General features: G+C 68.4%; 10 protein-coding genes. 5 read left to right on the forward strand and 5 right to left on the reverse strand.

Annotated features, from left to right (window positions below; genetic code table 11):
* Window positions 1-10: 10 nt before the first annotated feature.
* Window positions 11-1,231: an HD-GYP domain-containing protein gene (locus ACQ7JA_RS04415; RefSeq protein ID WP_430894902.1), complete on the reverse strand. Its 1,221-nt coding sequence runs from the start codon at window positions 1,229-1,231 to the stop codon at window positions 11-13.
* Between the two features lie 361 nt (window positions 1,232-1,592).
* On the opposite strand from ACQ7JA_RS04415, the gene ACQ7JA_RS04420 reads away from it, so the two are divergent.
* A complete protein-coding gene (locus ACQ7JA_RS04420; RefSeq protein ID WP_430894904.1) occupies window positions 1,593-2,570 on the forward strand; it encodes a response regulator in 978 nt (325 codons plus the stop codon).
* 22 nt (window positions 2,571-2,592) lie between these two features.
* On the opposite strand, the gene ACQ7JA_RS04425 is transcribed toward ACQ7JA_RS04420, so the two are convergent.
* The 4 genes from ACQ7JA_RS04425 to ACQ7JA_RS04440 form a co-directional block, all read right to left on the reverse strand.
* Window positions 2,593-5,571 carry an EAL domain-containing protein gene (locus tag ACQ7JA_RS04425; RefSeq protein ID WP_430894906.1) on the reverse strand — a complete coding sequence of 993 codons (2,979 nt, stop codon included), beginning with the start codon at window positions 5,569-5,571 and terminating at the stop codon, window positions 2,593-2,595.
* A 140-nt stretch (window positions 5,572-5,711) separates the two neighbouring features.
* Entirely contained in the window at window positions 5,712-10,109 is a 4,398-nt protein-coding gene (locus tag ACQ7JA_RS04430) for a PAS domain S-box protein (protein WP_430894908.1), read from the reverse strand.
* Window positions 10,106-10,546 (reverse strand): response regulator, encoded by a 441-nt coding sequence (locus ACQ7JA_RS04435; protein WP_430894910.1) that lies wholly within the window; start codon window positions 10,544-10,546, stop codon window positions 10,106-10,108. The genes ACQ7JA_RS04430 and ACQ7JA_RS04435 overlap by 4 nt, the downstream gene beginning before the upstream one ends.
* Before the next feature lie 114 nt (window positions 10,547-10,660).
* Window positions 10,661-12,754 (reverse strand): ATP-binding protein, encoded by a 2,094-nt coding sequence (locus ACQ7JA_RS04440; RefSeq protein ID WP_430894912.1) that lies wholly within the window; start codon window positions 12,752-12,754, stop codon window positions 10,661-10,663.
* 63 nt (window positions 12,755-12,817) lie between these two features.
* Between ACQ7JA_RS04440 and ACQ7JA_RS04445 the strand changes: the two genes are divergently transcribed.
* The 4 genes from ACQ7JA_RS04445 to ACQ7JA_RS04460 all read left to right on the forward strand — a co-directional run bounded on the left by ACQ7JA_RS04445 (window position 12,818) and on the right by ACQ7JA_RS04460 (window position 17,401).
* Window positions 12,818-13,114, forward strand: coding sequence for a hypothetical protein (locus ACQ7JA_RS04445; RefSeq protein WP_430894914.1), 297 nt, complete (start codon window positions 12,818-12,820; stop codon window positions 13,112-13,114).
* A gap of 610 nt (window positions 13,115-13,724) precedes the next feature.
* Window positions 13,725-15,311: a methyl-accepting chemotaxis protein gene (locus ACQ7JA_RS04450; protein ID WP_430894916.1), complete on the forward strand. Its 1,587-nt coding sequence runs from the start codon at window positions 13,725-13,727 to the stop codon at window positions 15,309-15,311.
* A 27-nt stretch (window positions 15,312-15,338) separates the two neighbouring features.
* The gene (locus ACQ7JA_RS04455) at window positions 15,339-15,611 is read left to right on the forward strand and encodes a helix-turn-helix domain-containing protein (protein WP_430894918.1); all 273 of its coding nucleotides are present in this window, start codon (window positions 15,339-15,341) and stop codon (window positions 15,609-15,611) included.
* An 86-nt stretch (window positions 15,612-15,697) separates the two neighbouring features.
* Window positions 15,698-17,401 (forward strand): thiamine pyrophosphate-binding protein, encoded by a 1,704-nt coding sequence (locus tag ACQ7JA_RS04460; protein WP_430894920.1) that lies wholly within the window; start codon window positions 15,698-15,700, stop codon window positions 17,399-17,401.
* Window positions 17,402-17,425 lie beyond the last annotated feature (24 nt).

Here is a 17,425-nt window from a genome sequence, read left to right on the forward strand (position 1 = left end):
GCCGCGTTGCTCAGGCGTGCGCCGTGCAGCGCGCGGGGTCCAGTCCCCACGTCTCGGCGGATTCGTGGCGCACGATCCGGTCGGCGCCGCCGTGGCCGTCGGGACGCGCCAGGTCGAGCGTCGCGGGCGTGCAATAGGCACGGCGCCTGACGTCGTAGAACACCCTGACCTTCGGCCTGAGCAGCAGGCTGTCGTTGGGCTCGATCACGACGGCCAGCCGGTCCGACTCCAGCAATACCAGCGTGCCGACCGGATAGATGCCGACGCAGCGGATGAATTCCTGCATCAGCACCGGATCGAAATGCTGCATGCTCCACTCATACATCTTGCGCAGCGCCTGCGCCGGAGCCAGCCCCTTGTGGTAACAGCGGTCGGCCGTGATGGCGTCGTAGACATCGACGATGGCCGCCATCCGCGCCAGTTCGCCGATGGCGCCGCCCGCCAGCCGCTCCGGATAGCCGCCGCCATCGTGTCGCTCGTGGTGGTGCAGCGTGATGTCGAGCGGGATCGCGCCGATGCCCGGGCTACGGCGCAGCAGGTCGTAGCCATCGCGCGGGTGGCGGCGCACGATCGCGAATTCCTCCTCGCTCAGGCGGCCGGGCTTGTTCAGGATGGCGTCCGGGATCAGGGCCTTGCCGGTATCGTGGAGCAGACCGCCGATGCCGGCCTGGCGGATGGTCTGGGCATCGAGATTGCGCGACCGGCAGAATGCCACCAGCAGGGTGCAGACGCTGACCGAATGCAGGAAGGTATAGTCGTCCTTGTCCTTGATTACGCTCAGCCCCACCAGGGCGGCCGCATTGCGCAGGATGGACGCGGTCACGCTTTCCACCACCGGCGCCACCTTGTCCAGCTCGACCGCCTTGCCCAGGCGCACGTCGCGCATCACGGACTTGACCAGGCCGGTCGCCTGCCTGCGGATCGCCGCGGCGCGCTCGACCTCCTCGTCCAGCGCGGTGCGCATGCCCGCCACCGGCGCCGCCGCGAGCGCCACGATGCCGGCCTCGGTGGCGGCGCGCACCTCTTCCACGTTGGGCGCATCCTCGACGTCGAGGCCGCGCGCGCAATCGATCACGACCTTGCTCAGGCCGGCGCCTCGGATCCTGTCGATCTCGTCGTCGGCGGCGAGCAGGAAGCGGCTGCGGACGAATGGGTGCGCCATCCAGCCGCAATCGAGATCGTGGATGAACATGCCAGGGCGCAGCTGGCCGACGTCGACTGTCTTCAGCATGATTGCCTCGCGAGCAACATGCCGGGCATTGCTGGATGCAGCCGGGCGATGGCCGGCACCTGGATGGGGAAGAAAATCACGGGCACTCCTGTTCTGCAACTCTCACGCGCGAAAGCGTGGCGGTGTACGGGAACGGCGGATCGGAGGCCGTGTCGGCCGGCGGCGTCCGGAACGGGACGGGCGGGCACTCAGCGTGGCAAGGACAGCGGCGGATAGGGCCGGACTGCGAATGGGATGCCACCGGAATGATGTTGCCACATGACAACTTCATTGTCAATATCGCCGATTGAAATGACCGAAGGGGCGACAGTTTTCATAAGAGCAACCCATGATATAGTGCTTCATCCCAGGCCAGGCCCGCATGATGAACGACCCCACCCGCACGACTTCGCTCCCTGGCGCCGACTTGCTCGCCGCATTCGGCGCCGCTCTCGCTTCACACCTGCGGCAGATGCGCGCCGCGCTGGAGCGCGGCGACCTGCCCGGCGTGCAGGCGCCGGCCCACCTCCTGTCCGGATCGGCGGCCACCTTCGGCTGCCGCCGCGTCGGCGCCGCCGCCACCGAGCTCGAGCAATGCTGCCGGGCCGCCGACCTCGCCGGCAGCCGGAACGCGCTGGACCGGCTATGCGAGGCGGCGCTCGCGGATGCGCCGGATGCATTCGCCGCCGATGCGGCGGCGCCCGAAAGCACACCCTCCGCCGCGCAGGCGCCGCTGATCCTGCTGGTGGACGACGACGCGCTGTTGCTCGGGGTACTGAAGCAGACCCTCGAGTCGGCCGGATTACGCGTACTGACCGCCGGCGACGGCGCCACTGCGCTGGCGCTGCTGCATGCCGGACAGCCACAGCCGCAACTGGCGGTGCTCGACATCGCCCTGCCCGGCATGTCCGGCCTGGAACTGGCGGCGCAGCTGGAAGGCGTGCCGTACATGTTCCTGTCCGCCAATAGCGGGCCGGAGATCGCCGAGCAGGCCGCCGAATGCGGCGCCGTCGGCTACCTCGTGAAACCGATCGATCCGGCGCAGCTGCTGCCGGCCGTGCGGGCCGCCCTGGCGCGGGCCCTGGAGATCCAGGATCTGCGCGCCGCCGAGCAGCGCCTGACCCTTGCGTTGCGCGAAGGGCGGGAAACCGGCATGGCGGTGGGCGTGCTGATGGAACGCTACCGCATCGACCGCCATGATGCGCTGCGGATGCTGCGCTCCCATGCGCGCTCGCACCAGCGCAAGCTGAACGATGTCGCGGTGGAGCTGGTGCAGGCCGCCGAGATCCTGAACTCCCTCCCGGCGCCCCGGCAGGAAGCGCCCGGCGGCCGGCCGCGCACCCAGGACCGGCGCAAATGAGCGGCGCCGGCGTGGCCGCTCCTCAGTGCGCCGGCGAGCGTGCCCGCGCCTGCACCATGGCCTCGAACTCGGCCACCGGCACCGGCCGCCCGAACAGGTAGCCCTGGAAGGCATGGCAACCGTGGCCGGCGAGGAAGTCGCGCTGCGCCTCGTTCTCGACGCCCTCGGCGATGACATCCAGGCCCAGGCCCTGTCCCATCGCGATGATGGTCTGGGCGACCATCGCGCCTGCGTGGCTGTCGGGCAGCTCGTCGACGAAGGACTTGTCGATCTTGAGCTGGGTCAGCGGCAAGCGCGTCAGGTAGTTCAGCGACGAATTCCCGGTGCCGAAATCGTCGAGCGAGATGCTGAAGCCATGGTTCTTGAGTGCGTCCAGCTTGGAGATCGACGCGCGGAAATCGTCGATGGCCAGGCTCTCGGTGACTTCGAGCTTGAGCTTCTCCGCCGAAGCGCCCGCCGCGCGCACGTCGTCGAGGATGTCGTCGACAAAGCTGTCCACCTTGAACTGCAAGGGGCTCACGTTGACCGCGATCGTCAGCTCTTCCAGTAGCGCCCGCCCCTTCCATGCGGACAGCTGCCTGCAGGCAGAGGCGAGCGCCCAGCGCCCGATCGGCAGGATCAGTCCGGTTTCCTCGGCCAGCTGGATGAAGACCGACGGGGCGATCAGGCCGGCCGTCGGATGGCGCCAGCGCATCAGGGCTTCGGCGCCGACCGGCCGCCCGCTGCGGTCGACCTGAATCTGGTAGTGCAGCTCGAGCTGCTCTTGCTCGATCGCCAGCCGGAGTTCGCTTTCCATGCGGTTGCGGCCGTCGAGCTCGGACTGCATCGCGTCCTCGAAGAAGCACACCATATCGCGTCCGCCCCGCTTGCTCTTGTACATGGCGAGTTCGGCCTGCTGCAGCAGGGTGTCGGCGGACACCCGGTCCTCGTGGAACAGGGTCACCCCGACCGAACCGCTGCAGGCGAAGCGGTGGCTCCCCAGCACCAGCTGGTCCGCCATGGCGCGGCGGGCCGCCTCGGCGATCGCCATGGCGCGCGTCGCCGCCACCACGCGGTCCGGGCCGAGCGACTCGCACAGCAGCACGAAGCTGTCGCCGCTGAAGCGGACCAGCAGGTCGCCGGCGCGCCGCACGGCGAGCAGGCGGCGCGCGACTTCCACCAGCAACTGGTCGCCGACGCCATGTCCCAGCGAATCGTTGATCTTTTGAAAATTGTCCAGGTCCAGCATCATGACGGCCCCGAATTCCTGCAATTCGGCGCGCTCGGCGACGGCGGCGGCAAGACGTTCCGCGAGCTGGGTGCGGTTCGCCAGACCGGTCAGGTGGTCGAACAGGCGCAGGTGTTCGGCCAGCTCGCGCGCCTGCTTTTCCGAAGAAATATCCTGTAGATTCGCCACGTAATGCATGGCCTGGCCGCGCGCGTCGGGGACGGCCGTAATCGACAAGCGCGCGGTGTACAGCCGCCCGCCCTTGCAGCGGTTGACCACTTCACCGATCCAGTAGCCGGTCCGGCCCAATGCTTCCCACATGGCTTCGTAGAACGCCTTGTCGTGCAAGCCGGAGCGCAGGATGTGGGCGGTCTGGCCGATCGCTTCCGCGCTCGGGAAGCCGGTGATGCGGCTGAAGGCGGCGTTCACGCGCTCGATCACGCCTGCGCCGTCGGTGACCATCATCCCGTCCTGGCTCTCGAAGGCCACCGCGGCGATGCGCAGGTCGCGCTCGGCGCGGCGGCGATCGCTGATGTCGCGCGACACGGCCAGTACGCCGGTGACGCCCCCGTCGGCGCCGCGGATCGGCACCTTGATGACTTCCAGATGGCGCTCGATGCCATCGCGCGCCAGGACCACCTCATTGCTGCGATAGGCCTTGCCGCTTTCCAGCACCTGCTCGTCCGCCTGCCTGACCAGGGCGACGAAGGACTGGTCCTCGAACAGCTCGACGTCGCCATGCCCGAGGATGCGATCGCGCGGCAGGCCGATCAGGGATTCGAACTCGCGGTTGCAATGCATATACACCCGGTTCCGGTCCTTCAGCGCCATGGCGTCCGGGCTGCCGTCGAACAGCGCGCGCAGTTGCGCCTGGTCGGCCAGCAGCGCGCGCGCCACCTGCTCCAGCTGGCCGGTCTTCAGCTCGATCTCGGCGGTGCGGGCCCGGACCGCGCGCCGCAGCGAAAAGATCCAGGCCAGGACGATGCCCAGCAGCGCCAGTCCGGCCAGGCCCGCGAACAGCAGCGTGCGCGCACGGGGCTGGAATTCCACCGGCTGGCTGAACCACTTGCGTTGCAGCGCTTCCCGCTCCGCCGCGCTGATGCGCGCCATACCGCGCTCGACCAGCGCCAGAGTCGCCTTGTCGCCCTTGCGAACGGCCTGGTGGAACCTGTTCGAATACAAGGTAAACGCCTTGGCGAAGCGTTGCCCGTCCTGGTGCAGGTACAGATAGTAGTTGGCGGGCATGTCGTCCATGCAGAAGACCTTGATTTCCCCTGCCCGCGCCGCCGCCAGGATCGTTTCGTAGTCCGGATAGGGGCGCAAGGTGGCGATTCCCTTGCCCGCCAGGACTTCGATGCAGGCGTCGCCACGCTGCACGCCCACCGCCATGCCCGCCAGCGAGTGCGCATCGTGCAGGCCGGCGAGCGCGGTGTCGACATAGATGCTGGCATCGAGCCTGGCGTAGGGCCGCGCGAAGTCGTAGGCGAGTTCGCGTTGCGGCGTGCGGAACAGCATGTCGATGACATCCGCGCGACCGTCGCGCATCGCTTGTTGCGCGGCTTCCCAGCGCATCGGCCGGAGATCGACGGCGACGCCGGTCTTTTTCTCCCACAGGCGCCACAGGTCGACCAGGTAGCCTTCCGCCTTGCCGTCGCGCTCGATGAAGAGGTAGGGCGGGTAGTTGTTGTCGGCGACTACCCGCAGGACGTCCGGCGCCGCGCGGGCGGGGCAAGCGGCCAGGACCAGCACGAACGCGAGCACGGGCCAGGCAAGCCAGCTCCGCGTGCGTCGCATCCTCACTCCTGTGGCCATGGCCGTCTTCCCCTGGAATACGTTATGTTTTTCTCTACTGCAAGATATCATGTAATGACAGCGAAATCAGTAAAATCGAAATCGATAGCGTGTCATTTTCGGAACAATCCCCAACAGCTGCCTTAGTTGGCCGGCACTCCCGGCGTCTGCGCTTCGCGCAGCGTGGCCACGGCTTCGGCGAAACGCAGTCCACGGATCTGCTCGGCCAGGACGGCCGCCGCGTTCGTGCCCATGTGCGCCTCGATCGACGGGGCGATGCGCTGGAACAGGCCGAGCGCGTCCAGGTCCTGCGCGAGCAGCGCGCGCAGCAGTTGCTCGAGCTCCGCGATCGGCATTGGTGCGGCCGTGCGGGACGGTTTGCGCCTGTCCTTCGTCCCACCCGTAACACCCGCTGCCGCCCGGGCGAGGCGGCGTGCCAGCCGGCCCAGGTCCTCGAGCGCGGGAGCGAGCGCCTCCTCGCGCCTGCGGCGGCAGGCGGTCTCGATGCGAGCGGCGGTCTCGGCCAGGCCGGATGCCGCCAGCGTGGCCGCATTGCCCTTCAGCCGGTGCATGAGACCGGCCAGGGCGGCGGTGTCGCGCGGCACCTGCGCCCCCTGCAGCAACGCCTCGTCGCACAGCGCCAGCACGGCGGCCAGCATGTCTCCGAACATGGCGGAATCGCCGGCGAAGCGGCGCCTCGCCTGCGCGGTATCGATCCCATCGATCTCGGGCCAGCCGCTGTCGGCGGCGACAAGCGCGGCGGGAGCCGCTCCGGCATCGATGGCGAGCACGCGCAGGATGGCGTCCACCAGGCGCTCGGGATCGATCGGCTTGGAGAGGATCTCGGCGAAACCCGCTTCGCGGGCGCGCTGGCGCTCGCTGACGGTATTCCCGGCGGTCAGCGCGACCAGCCGCGGTGCTGCTTCGCCCATCTGCCGCAGGATCCGGCGCGCCGCCTCCAGCCCGTCCATGACCGGCATCTGGATGTCCATCAGGACCAGGTGCAGCTCGGGCCGGGCGGCAACAATTGCAATTGCCTCGGAGCCATTTCGACCCACCGTCACGCAGGCGCCTTCGAGCTCGAGCAGACGTCCGGCCACCGCCAGGTTGATCTCGCTATCGTCCACCAGCAGAATCCGCACGCCGTCCAGGCGCTGCAATCCCGGCTCGCCGCGGGAGCCGGGCAATTCCAGCGCCCGCGGGTCGCCCATCTCGAACGGCAATACCACTTCGAAGCAGCTGCCTTCTCCCGGCGTGCTTGCGACCGAGATCCGGCCACCCATCATGTCCACCAGATTCACAACGATCGACAGCCCGAGTCCGCTGCCGCCGAAACGCCGCGTGGTCGACGCGTCGGCCTGGGCGAAGGGCTGGAACAGCCGCTCCAGCGTATCGGGCGCGATGCCGATGCCGGTATCGCGCACGGTGAAGCACAGGCGGCATCCCTCCCCCGCGGCGTCGACGCGCCGGATCGAGAGTTCGACCTCGCCGCGCTCGGTGAACTTGATGGCGTTGGCCAGCAGGTTCAGCAGGATCTGGCGCACCCGTGTCGGATCGCCCACCAGGGCGTCCGGCAGCGCCGGATCGGGCGCCAGGCGCAGCGCCAGGCCCTTGGCGCGCGCCTGGTCGCCGAACACCGCCTGCAGCTCGGAACACAGGTTGCGCAGGCTGAACACCAAATGCTCGAGCGGCATCTCGCCGGCCTCGATCCGCGACAGGTCGAGCACATCGTTGACGATGCCGAGCAGGGCCCCGCCGGCGCTGCGGATGTTGGCGACGTGGCCGGCCTGTTCCTGGTCCAGCGCGGTGCGTTCGAGCAGCCAGGCCAGGCCGATCACCGCGTTCAAGGGGGTGCGAATCTCGTGGCTCATATTGGCCAGGAAGCGGCTCTTGGCCTCGTTGGCGCGCTCGGCGGCGGCGGCGGCGTCCCTCAGCAGCGCCTCCTGGGCCAGGCGATAGCGGATGTCATGGGCCACGTGGATATAGCCCAGCACCGCGCGGTCGGCGTCGCGGATCGGCACCACCGAAGCCGTCACCGGCGCCAGGCTGCCGTCGGCGCATACGTAGTGGCAGTCGAACGGCACGCCCGCGCTGCGCTCGTCGGTCAGGAGCGCATGCGGCGTTCGGCCGGGTTCGCCGGACATGCCGAGCGCGGCGGCGCGCGTCGACAGTTCCTCTTCGCGGTACCAGAGCATGACGTTGGCGCGCCCCACCACTTCCCCCGCGGCGTAACCAAGCAATTGCACGGCGCCGCTGTTGAACAGCGTGACCCTTCCATCGCGGTCGGTGGCCACGATCGCCACCTGGGTGGCCGACTCCAGCACCGATTCGAGCGTGGCCAGGGCCTGGCGCGACGCCAGTTCGGCCAGCTTGCGCGCCGTGACGTCGGTGCTGACGCTGACGATCTTCTCGATGCGGCCACGCTCGTCCAGGAAGGGCGCGATGATGCTGTCGACCCAGTATGGAGCGCCGTCGCGGGTGCGGTTGCAGATCTCGCCCTGCCAGCTATGGCCGGCCGCGACGGTGCGCCATACCTCCGGCCAGAACCCGGCCGCGTGGGCGCCCGAGTTGACGATCCGGTGGGTACGCCCGACCAGCTCGGCAGACGTGTAGCCTGAAACCTGACAGAACCGTTCGTTGGCCGAAACGATGATGCCGTTGCGGTCGGTCGTCGAAACAATGGCATGGGCATCGATCGTGGCCAGCAGGCCGGCCTTCTCGCGCTTTTCCGCTTCCAGCGCCACGCGCTGCGCTTCCAGCTCGGTGACGTCGTGGACCAGCACGTAGAAACCCTGGACCACGCCGCCGACCACGTCCGGCAGGTAGTGGGTCAGCGCGTGGAACATGGTCCCGTCCGCCGGCCGCGGCAGGCTGCGGCGGAAGGTCCTGGCTTCGCCGCGCAGCGCCGCATCGATCATGGGCCGGTTCAGCTCATACGCCTCGGCTGGAAGCAGCTCGGCCATCTCCCGCCCTTCGAGCTGGCCGGCTTCGGCGCCGAACCAGTCCGCGTAGGCCCGATTCGCCATCCGGATGCGCAAGGCGCGGTCCCAGTAGCCGATCATCGACGGCAGCGCGTCGACGATGTTGCGCAGGTTGCGCAAGGCCTGGTCGAGCGCGGCGGTGCGCTCGGCGACCTGGCGTTCCAGCGAAGCGTTGAGTGCTTCGAGCTGCACCCGCGCGGCCTTGGCCGGGCGGATGTCGCGGAAGGTCAGGGCCACGCCGGCCATCCTGCCTTCGGCATCGTGGATGGGAGCCGCGCCGACCGAAACGTCGACCAGGTCCCCGCCGGCATGGCGGCGCTGCGTCTCGAACGGCGCGACCCGGCGCCCGGCGCCGACGCTCGCGAACAGCGCGGTCTGCTCGGCGATCCATCCGGGTGCGGGCAGCACCTCGTCGAGCGGGCGTCCCAGCGCCTGACCGGCCGAGAGTCCGAACAGGCGTGCGGCGCCCTCGTTCCAGGCGGTGATCGCGCCATCCATGCGGATGCCGACGATCCCATCTTCGGACGCGTCGACGATGGCGGCGCGCCATGCGCGCTCCAGCAGCAGGCCGTGGGCGCGCGCCCGGCGCTGCGCCAGCAGGAATACGGTGCCGCCAAGCAGCGCTGCCAGCAGCGCGCCGACGCCGCCGACCAAGCCGGGCGAGGTCAGGCGCAATTCCTCCACCAGCGCAGGCTGCGCGCGCAAGTGGGCGACCCAGTCACGGTTGAACATCTGAATGCGGATATCGGCGGCGGCCGCGCCTGCCGCCGGCGCCGCCCCGGCGGATCGGTAGAACACGGCGTCGGCACTGCTGCCGGCATCGCGCAGTTCGAACCAGAGCGATTTTTCCGGCAGCTGCAACGTTGCAAGCACCTCGTCGATGACGATCGGCGCGTAGCTCCATCCCGCCACGCTGTCACTGCCCTGCGCGGGCTGGAACGAGCGCGTCGCAATCGGCAGCAGCAACAGGAAAGAGCGCAGCGTCTGCCCGCTGGCCTGCACCAGCGTGATCGGCTCAGTGATGGCGGCGCGGCCGCTGGCCTGCGCAGCCAGCGCGGCGGCGCGGCGGCGGTCCTCCGATGCGATGTCGAGTCCGATGGCCTCCCGGTTGCGCGCCTCCGGTTCGATATAGCTGATGACGAAGCGATCGCCTGCGTGCGGTGCGACCTGGCTGAGCGCGAACTGCGGCCGTCCGGCCGCGCGCATGCGCGCGACGAAGTCTTCCGTACCCTCCTCGGGGACGCGCCAGATCAGGCCAAAGCCGCGCGCACCCGGGAATTCGCTCTCGATATCGCGGGTCCGAGCGTAGCGCCGGACCTGGTCGGGCGCAGGCAGGCCGCCCGAGGAAGAAACGATGCCCCGCATCCCGCGCAAGCCATACTCGAAAGCGCGCATGCGCGCAGCCACGCTGTCGACGGTCTGGTGCGCCAGGGCGTCGAAGCGGCGCGCCACGAGACCGTCGTTGACGCGCTGCTGGGCGATGCCGGCGCCGAACGCCAGCGCCAGCCCGATCGCGAAGCACAGTCCGCCCACGAGCGCCGGCGCGGGCCCGGTATTCATGGGCGCCGCCCGCTCTCCGCATACCCGGACGCGGACGCCCGATCCATGCGGCGGATGGTGTCGAGCGCCTGCTTCAGGCGCAGGTGGGTGGCCACCCGCGCCTGGAGCAGCGCGGCGCACACCGGCTTGTGGATGAGATCGGCAGCACCGGCGCCGAGGCAGCGCCGCGCGAACTCCTCGTCGCCGTGGGCGCTGACGAACAGGACCGGCACCCCGGCGTAGCCGGGGTCGGCGCGGATCGCCGCGCACACCTCGAGGCCGCCCATGCCGGGCATCTCCGCATCGAGCAGCACCAGGTCGGGCGTTTCCTGCGCCATCAGCTGCAGCGCCGCCGCGCCGCCGGTCGCGAACCTCACCCTGCCGAGGTCACCCAGCATCGCGCCGATCATCCTGACCAGGAGAGGGTCGTCGTCGACCAGAAGGATGGATGCTGACATGGTTGCAGTCCCCGTAGTGGTGTCGATCCGCATTCGCGCGTGCGTTTCAAGCGTATCATGCAGCATAGGCCCATACCAGAGTCCGCCGGTAATCCGGCCGTCCGCGATCGCAGTTTATTCATCCGGCATAGGCGGACAGGGACTGCCCCCCACCGCTTCGGCCAGCGCGGCCGCTTCCAGCGCTTGCAGCGCCGCCCGGCAGGCATGCAGGTCGTCTACCTGACAGCGGCGCTCGAGCTCGGCGGCCGAGGCGCCGGTCCGCGGACAGGCGAAGCTGGGCGCCGCGCCTTTCAGCATATGGGCGACCTGCCGCAGCGCCGCGCGATCTCCCTTGTCGAGCGCGGTGCGCATCTGTTCCAGCCGCGCCGGCAGGCTGGCGGCGAAAGCGGCGCACAGCGCCCTGAACTCGGGCAGGTCGGAGAACGCCGCGGCCGCGGCCGGCGCACGCGGTAGAAAGGCCGCCAGCAGCCGCCCGAAGGCCTCGCGTTCGATCGGCTTGGCCAGGCAGGCGTCGAAGCCGGCCTGGCGGTAACGCTCGCGGTCATGCGCCAGCACGTTGGCGGTCAAGGCCACGACCGGCGCACGCACCCCCCCCGCGCGCATGCGTCCGATCGCGGCCATGCCATCGAGCACCGGCATCTGGATATCCATCAGCACCAGATCGGGATGGACACGCAGGGCCATGTCGACGCCCTGCTCCCCATCCGCCGCGCACGACACCTCGAGGCCGTGGCGCCGTAGCAGCGCTTCGATCAGCCGGCGATTGTCCTCGCCGTCCTCGACCAGCAGCACGCGCCCCGCCAGCCGCGCGCAGCCCGGCGCGCTGCCACGCTCCTGCCAGTCGATCGCAGGAGCGACGCTTCTGGCGCGGATGCTGACGGTGATCCGGGTGCCGGCGCCGGGCGCCGTCTCGACCTCGACCGACCCGTCCATGGCCTCGGCCAGCTGGCGCACCAGGTACAGGCCGAGTCCAGTGCCGCCGAAGCGCCGGACGATGCTGCCGTCTGCCTGCGCGAAGGGCTTGAACAGCCGTGCAACCTGCTCGCCGCTCATCCCGATGCCGGTATCGCTCACCCGGCAATGCAGCAGCTGCGCGGCCTGCTCGTACCAGACGTGCACCGACACGCCGCCGCGCTGCGTGAACTTGATCGCGTTCGAAAGCAGGTTCGTCAGTATCTGGCGCCAGCGGGTCGGGTCGCCGATCACCGCCATCGGGCAATCCGGGGCCAGGGTGGCGTCGAATGCCAGGCCGCGCTGCTCTGCCTGTCCGGACAGGAGCAGGTCGACCGCGGCGAGCGCGTCGTGCGGTGCGAACCTGACGTGTTCGAGCACCAGCCGGCCCGACTCGATCTTCGACATGTCGAGGATGTCGTTGACGAGGGCGAGTAAGGTCTTGCCGTTACGTACGATGATGCCACCCAGCTCCACCGCCTCGTCCACCCCGCGGGCATGTTCCAGCTCCTCGGCGAAGCCGATCACCGACGTCAGCGGCGTGCGGATCTCATGGCTCATCATGGCCAGGAAATCGCCCTTCGCCCGGTTGGCGGCGTCGGCCTCGGCCTGCAGGGCGCGCTGGCGCAGCATGGCTTCGTCACGCCGCCGCATCTCGCGCCGCAGCAGCGCGAACCCGACCAGCACCGCCACGCCGCACAACAGCCCCACGATGGCAAGCTGCAGGGCAAAGCTTCGCCATTTGCGCAGGTAGACGGCATCGCTCGCGCTGACGGCGACCAGCAGCGGATGGTCCGGCACGATCCGGACGGCGACCATCCGGCCGGCGATCACCTCGACGCCATGACGCCGCCCGCCATCGAGCACCCGGCGCGCGCCGCCGGCGCAGTCGGCGCCGCCGTCCGCCATCCCGGCGCGCGGCGAGCCGGCCAGTGCGACCCAGTCGCTGCGGCACAGCATGACGGCGGCGCCGGGACCGAGGCTGATCCGGCTGAAGAAGGTGGCGAGGCGGCCGCTCGAGATGCCCACCAGCGCGATGCCGAGGAAGCGGCCGTCGGCGGCGGAGATGCGCCGGCTCAGATAGAAGGTCCATTCGCCGTTGCCGCGGTTGCGCACCGGGCGGCTGATGAACGACCTGGCTTGCGGGCGGTCGCGCTGTGCGAGAAAGTAGTCGCGGTCGGCCAGTGAAATAGACGGCGCCGGAAAGCTGCGGGTGAAATTCAGGACCTTGCCCTGGCTATCCGCAATCGTGGCCACGTCGATCTGCGGCAGCGCTTTTTTGCGAACCAGTAATTCTTGGTGGGCCGCGAGCGTGGACATGTGCTGCTCCAGCTGGCCTTCGGTGTCGATCCGGAGTGCGGCGATCCGCTCGAGCATTCCATCGAGCAGAAGATCGGCTACCGACATTTCATTGGCAACCTGCTGGGCAAGCAACAACGAGGTGTTGTCCAGCTGGTCGTGCCATTCGTCCATTTCGCTCTCGTAGGCGTGATAGGAAGCAAAGGACAATGTGGCGGCGATCGTCAGCAGCAGTGCAACAGCGGTTGCGCCAAGCAACAGGCGGGAACGATGAGCTTCTTGCATGGGTGGCCTTGCGATTTTTTTTGCCGAACATAGCATGCGCCCCGGGCACAATTTTAGCGATTCTGGGAAATGTTGCTCAATTACATCAAATTCGACATGCCAGAAAGCTCCCGTAGCGCCTGTATTGACATTAAGTTGCTTCAACGAATGTTTGGTGCTAGCCTGTATTCAACCAGCTCCGCCGCCGATCGCCTGCCCCTTTCGCTGCGCCATCCACGCCGAGTCCAACTACCTGCGTGATCCCTCTCTGGACATGCCAGGCCATGCGGCCCTCACCGCCGTGTTTGCGATCCGCCATGCACTTCCGCATGGCTATTGCCGAACCGGAGTGCCGTATGTCGTTCTGCCTTGTCAATCAATTTGCGCCCGCGTGGCTTCGTGGCGCGCCTGGCCGAATCTTCGGCATGCAGATCGTCGACGAGGAATCGAATCCGAACGCGAACCCGATCTGCTGCGCGCCCTCGGCTGTCCGGCCGCACAGGGCTTCCATCTCGCTCGTCCCATGCCCCAGGACACCCCGCTCCGCCGGCGCGCGGCGTGCCCGGCCAGTCCACCCTGACACCGCCCTGTCCTGCCCTTTCATTCACCTGATCGATGGAGTCACTTCGTGAGAATCAATCATCCAGTCACGCAACACGAAATCATGCTCTGCGAGCGCCGCACCATCGTCTCGACCACCGACCTCAAGGGACGCATTACCAGCGCCAACCCCTACTTCGTCGAAGTCAGCGGTTTCACGCTCGACGAGCTCATCGGCGCCCCGCAAAACATCGTGCGCCATCCCGACATGCCGGAAGAGGCGTTCGCGGACCTGTGGACGACCATCCGCCAGGGGCTGCCATGGACCGGCATGGTCAAGAACCGTTGCAAGAACGGCGACTTCTACTGGGTGATGGCGAACGTGACGCCGGTTCTGGAGAACGGCCGGCCGGTCGGCTACATGTCGGTGCGGACCCGCCCGTCGCGCCAGGAAGTGGCGGCGGCGGAGCGCCTGTACGCCGCCATGCGCGCCGGGCAGACCGACGTGGTCCTGCGCCAGGGACAGGCGCTCGCCAAGGGCTGGCGCGGCTGGATCGGCGCGCTGGCGCGCATGCGGATCGCCACCCAGGCCGCCATACTGGCGACCGTGTCGACGGGCGGCTGCATGGCGCTGGCCGCGCGCGCCGGCAGCGCCGGCGACGGCTTGCTGGCGCTTCTCGTGGGCCTGTGCGGCATCCTGTCCTGGCTGCTGGTGCGGCGACGCGTGCTGCTGCCGCTGCGCCAGGCGACGGCACTCGGCACCCGGCTTGCCGGATGCGACATGACGCCACTGCTCTGCCAGCCTGCCGACAGCGAAATGGGAAGGCTGGTCGCCGCGCTGCGCCAGGTCGGCATCAACCTGCGCAGCGTCATCGGCGACGTGCGCGCCAACTTCGACCAGATGCGCACCGCCACCAGCGAGATCGCCCTGGGCAATATGGACTTGTCGGCGCGCACCGAAACCCAGGCCTCCAACTTGCAGGAAACCGCGGCCAGCCTGGAACAGCTCGCGCGCAGCGTCGAGGACAATACGCGGCAGCTCATGGAAGCGTCGAGCATGGCCGAACAGGCGGTGGACACCGCGGCGCAGGGCAAAGCGTCGGTGCAGGCGATGCTGGCGTCCATGGATGCGGTGGCCTCGTCTTCGCGGCAGGTCCTCGACATCATCGGAATGATCGACAGCATCGCCTTCCAGACCAACATCCTTGCGCTGAACGCGGCAGTGGAAGCGGCCCGCGCCGGCGAGCAGGGCCGCGGCTTCGCCGTCGTCGCCAGCGAAGTGCGCAATCTCGCGGCGCGCTGCAGCGCTTCCGCCAAGGACGTGGCCCAGCTCGTCAATGCGTCGATCGCCAGGGTCGATGACAGCGTGCGCATCAGCCGGGTGGTGGACGAGCAGGTGCAGCACGTCACCAAGGTGATCGACGGCGTGCGCCAGGTCATGCATGGGATCGCCACGGCGGCGGGAGAACAAAGCCGCGGCATCGCCCAGGTGAACGCCGCAGCGACCCATCTCGACGACCTGACGCAGCAAAACGCGGCCCTGGTCGAGCAGGCTGCCGCGGCCGCTTCCACGCTTGCCGGTCAAACCGATGGAATCGCGAATGCCCTGGCCGTGTTCAAGCTGCAGGACAAGCCGGGAACCGGGGATGTCGCTGTCCGCCGGGCGCCGGCGCTGACGCCGGGACGCACACCCGAGTTGCAACTGACCTGAATATCTCTACAACCAATATCGCCAACCATGCGCAATCCATCTCCAACCGTCGTTTCATCCCTGCAGCCCATCGAGTACAGTTTCCCTGGAAACAACGCTTCCCGCCTGATGGACAGGCTGCGCGACCTTCATTACCTGCGCACCGATGCCGAACTATCGCGCGTCCTCGGCATCAACGCTTGCACACTCAGTAAGATCCGGTCCGGAAAATCGCCAATCAGTGCTGCCGTCATCTTGCGCATCCACGAGACTTACGGGCTGCCGGTGGCCGAGCTGCGGGCGGTGCTGGCCGACGGTTGATGTAATTTGATGTCGCCATTTCAAAAGCCACCCCCGGGCCGCTCGCCTAGAATCTCGGGAGCCTCTTTGATAAGGATGACACCACCATGACGCACCCTTCCCGCACCGGCGGCCAGATCCTGGTCGATGCGCTCCATATCCACGGCGTGGACACCGCCTTCGGCGTGCCCGGCGAAAGCTACCTCGACGTGCTGGACGCCCTGCACGACTCGGACATCCGTTTCGTGATCAACCGGCAGGAAGGCGGCGCGGCGTTCATGGCCGAAGCCTACGGCAAGATGACCGGCAAGCCCGGCATCTGCTTCGTCACCCGCGGCCCGGGCGCGACCAATGCCTCGATCGGCGTGCACACCGCCTTCCAGGACTCGACCCCGATGATCCTCTTCATCGGCCAGGTCGGCAGCGACTTCATCGACCGCGAAGCCTTCCAGGAAATCGACTACCGCCGCATGTACGGGCAGATGGCCAAGTGGGTCACCCAGATCGACCGCGCCGACCGCATCCCCGAATACATCGCGCGCGCCTTCCAGGTCGCCACCAGCGGCCGTCCGGGCCCGGTGGTGCTGGCGCTGCCGGAAGACATGCTGGTCACCAAAGCGGCAGTAGCCGATGCCCGCCGCTACCAGCCGGTGCAGGCGGCGCCCTCCGCGGACCAGATCGCGCAGCTGCGCACCATGCTGGCCGAAAGCCGCAAACCGATCGTGCTGCTGGGCGGCGGCTCGTGGTCCGAGCAGGCCTGCGCCGACCTGGCCCGCTTCGCCGAAGCCAACCGCCTGCCGGTGGGCTGCACCTTCCGCTTCCAGGACCTGCTGGATAACGCGCATCCCAATTACGTGGGCGACGTCGGCATCGGCATCAATCCGAAGCTGGCCGCCCGCGTGAAAGAAGCGGACCTCGTGATCGCCATCGGCCCGCGCCTGGGCGAGATGACCACCAGCGGCTATTCGCTGCTCTCGTCCCCGGTGCCGCGCCAGAAGCTCGTTCATATCCACGCCGACCCGGACGAACTGGGCAGCGTCTACCAGGGCGAACTCATGATCGCCAGCGGCGCGCCGCAGGTCTGCGCGATGCTGGCGGCGATGGCGCCGGTGGACTCCTCGGCCTGGGCGGGCACGGTCGAGGAAGCGAAGGCCGAACTGGCCGCATGGCAGGCCCAGCCGCCGATCTTCGCCCAGGGCGGCGCGCCGCTCGACCTGTGGCAGGTGGTGCAGGAACTCATGGCGCAGGCGCCGCGCGACACCATCATCACCAACGGCGCCGGCAACTACGCGACCTGGGCCCACCGCTTCTACCGCTATGGCGGCAAACGCACCCAGCTCGCGCCGACCAACGGCGCCATGGGTTATGCGGTGCCGGCCGGGGTGGCGGCGAAGATCATCGATCCGAAGCGCACCGTCGTCACCTTCGCCGGCGACGGCGAATTCATGATGACGGGCCAGGAGCTGGCGACCGCCGTGCAATACGGCGCGGGCGTGATCATCCTGGTCTTCAACAACAATATGTTCGGCACCATCCGCATGCACCAGGAGCGCGACTACCCGGGCCGCGTGTCGGGCACCACGCTGCACAATCCGGATTTCGCGGCGTTGGCGCGCGCCTACGGCGGCCATGGCGAGGTGGTGGAAAAGACGGAGGAATTCGGGCCCGCGCTCCAGCGCGCGCTGGAGCACGCGAACGGCAAGGGACTGCCGGCGGTGATCGAACTGCGTTATGACGGCAACCTGATTACGCCGAATGCGACCCTGGAGACGATCCGCAAGAACGCGGAAGTCGCAAAAGCCAAGAACTAATAGGGTGGACCGGGCCGCGAGAGG

The organism is Massilia sp. BKSP1R2A-1 (assembly GCF_050586525.1).
Taxonomy (GTDB): Bacteria; Pseudomonadota; Gammaproteobacteria; order Burkholderiales; family Burkholderiaceae_D; genus Telluria.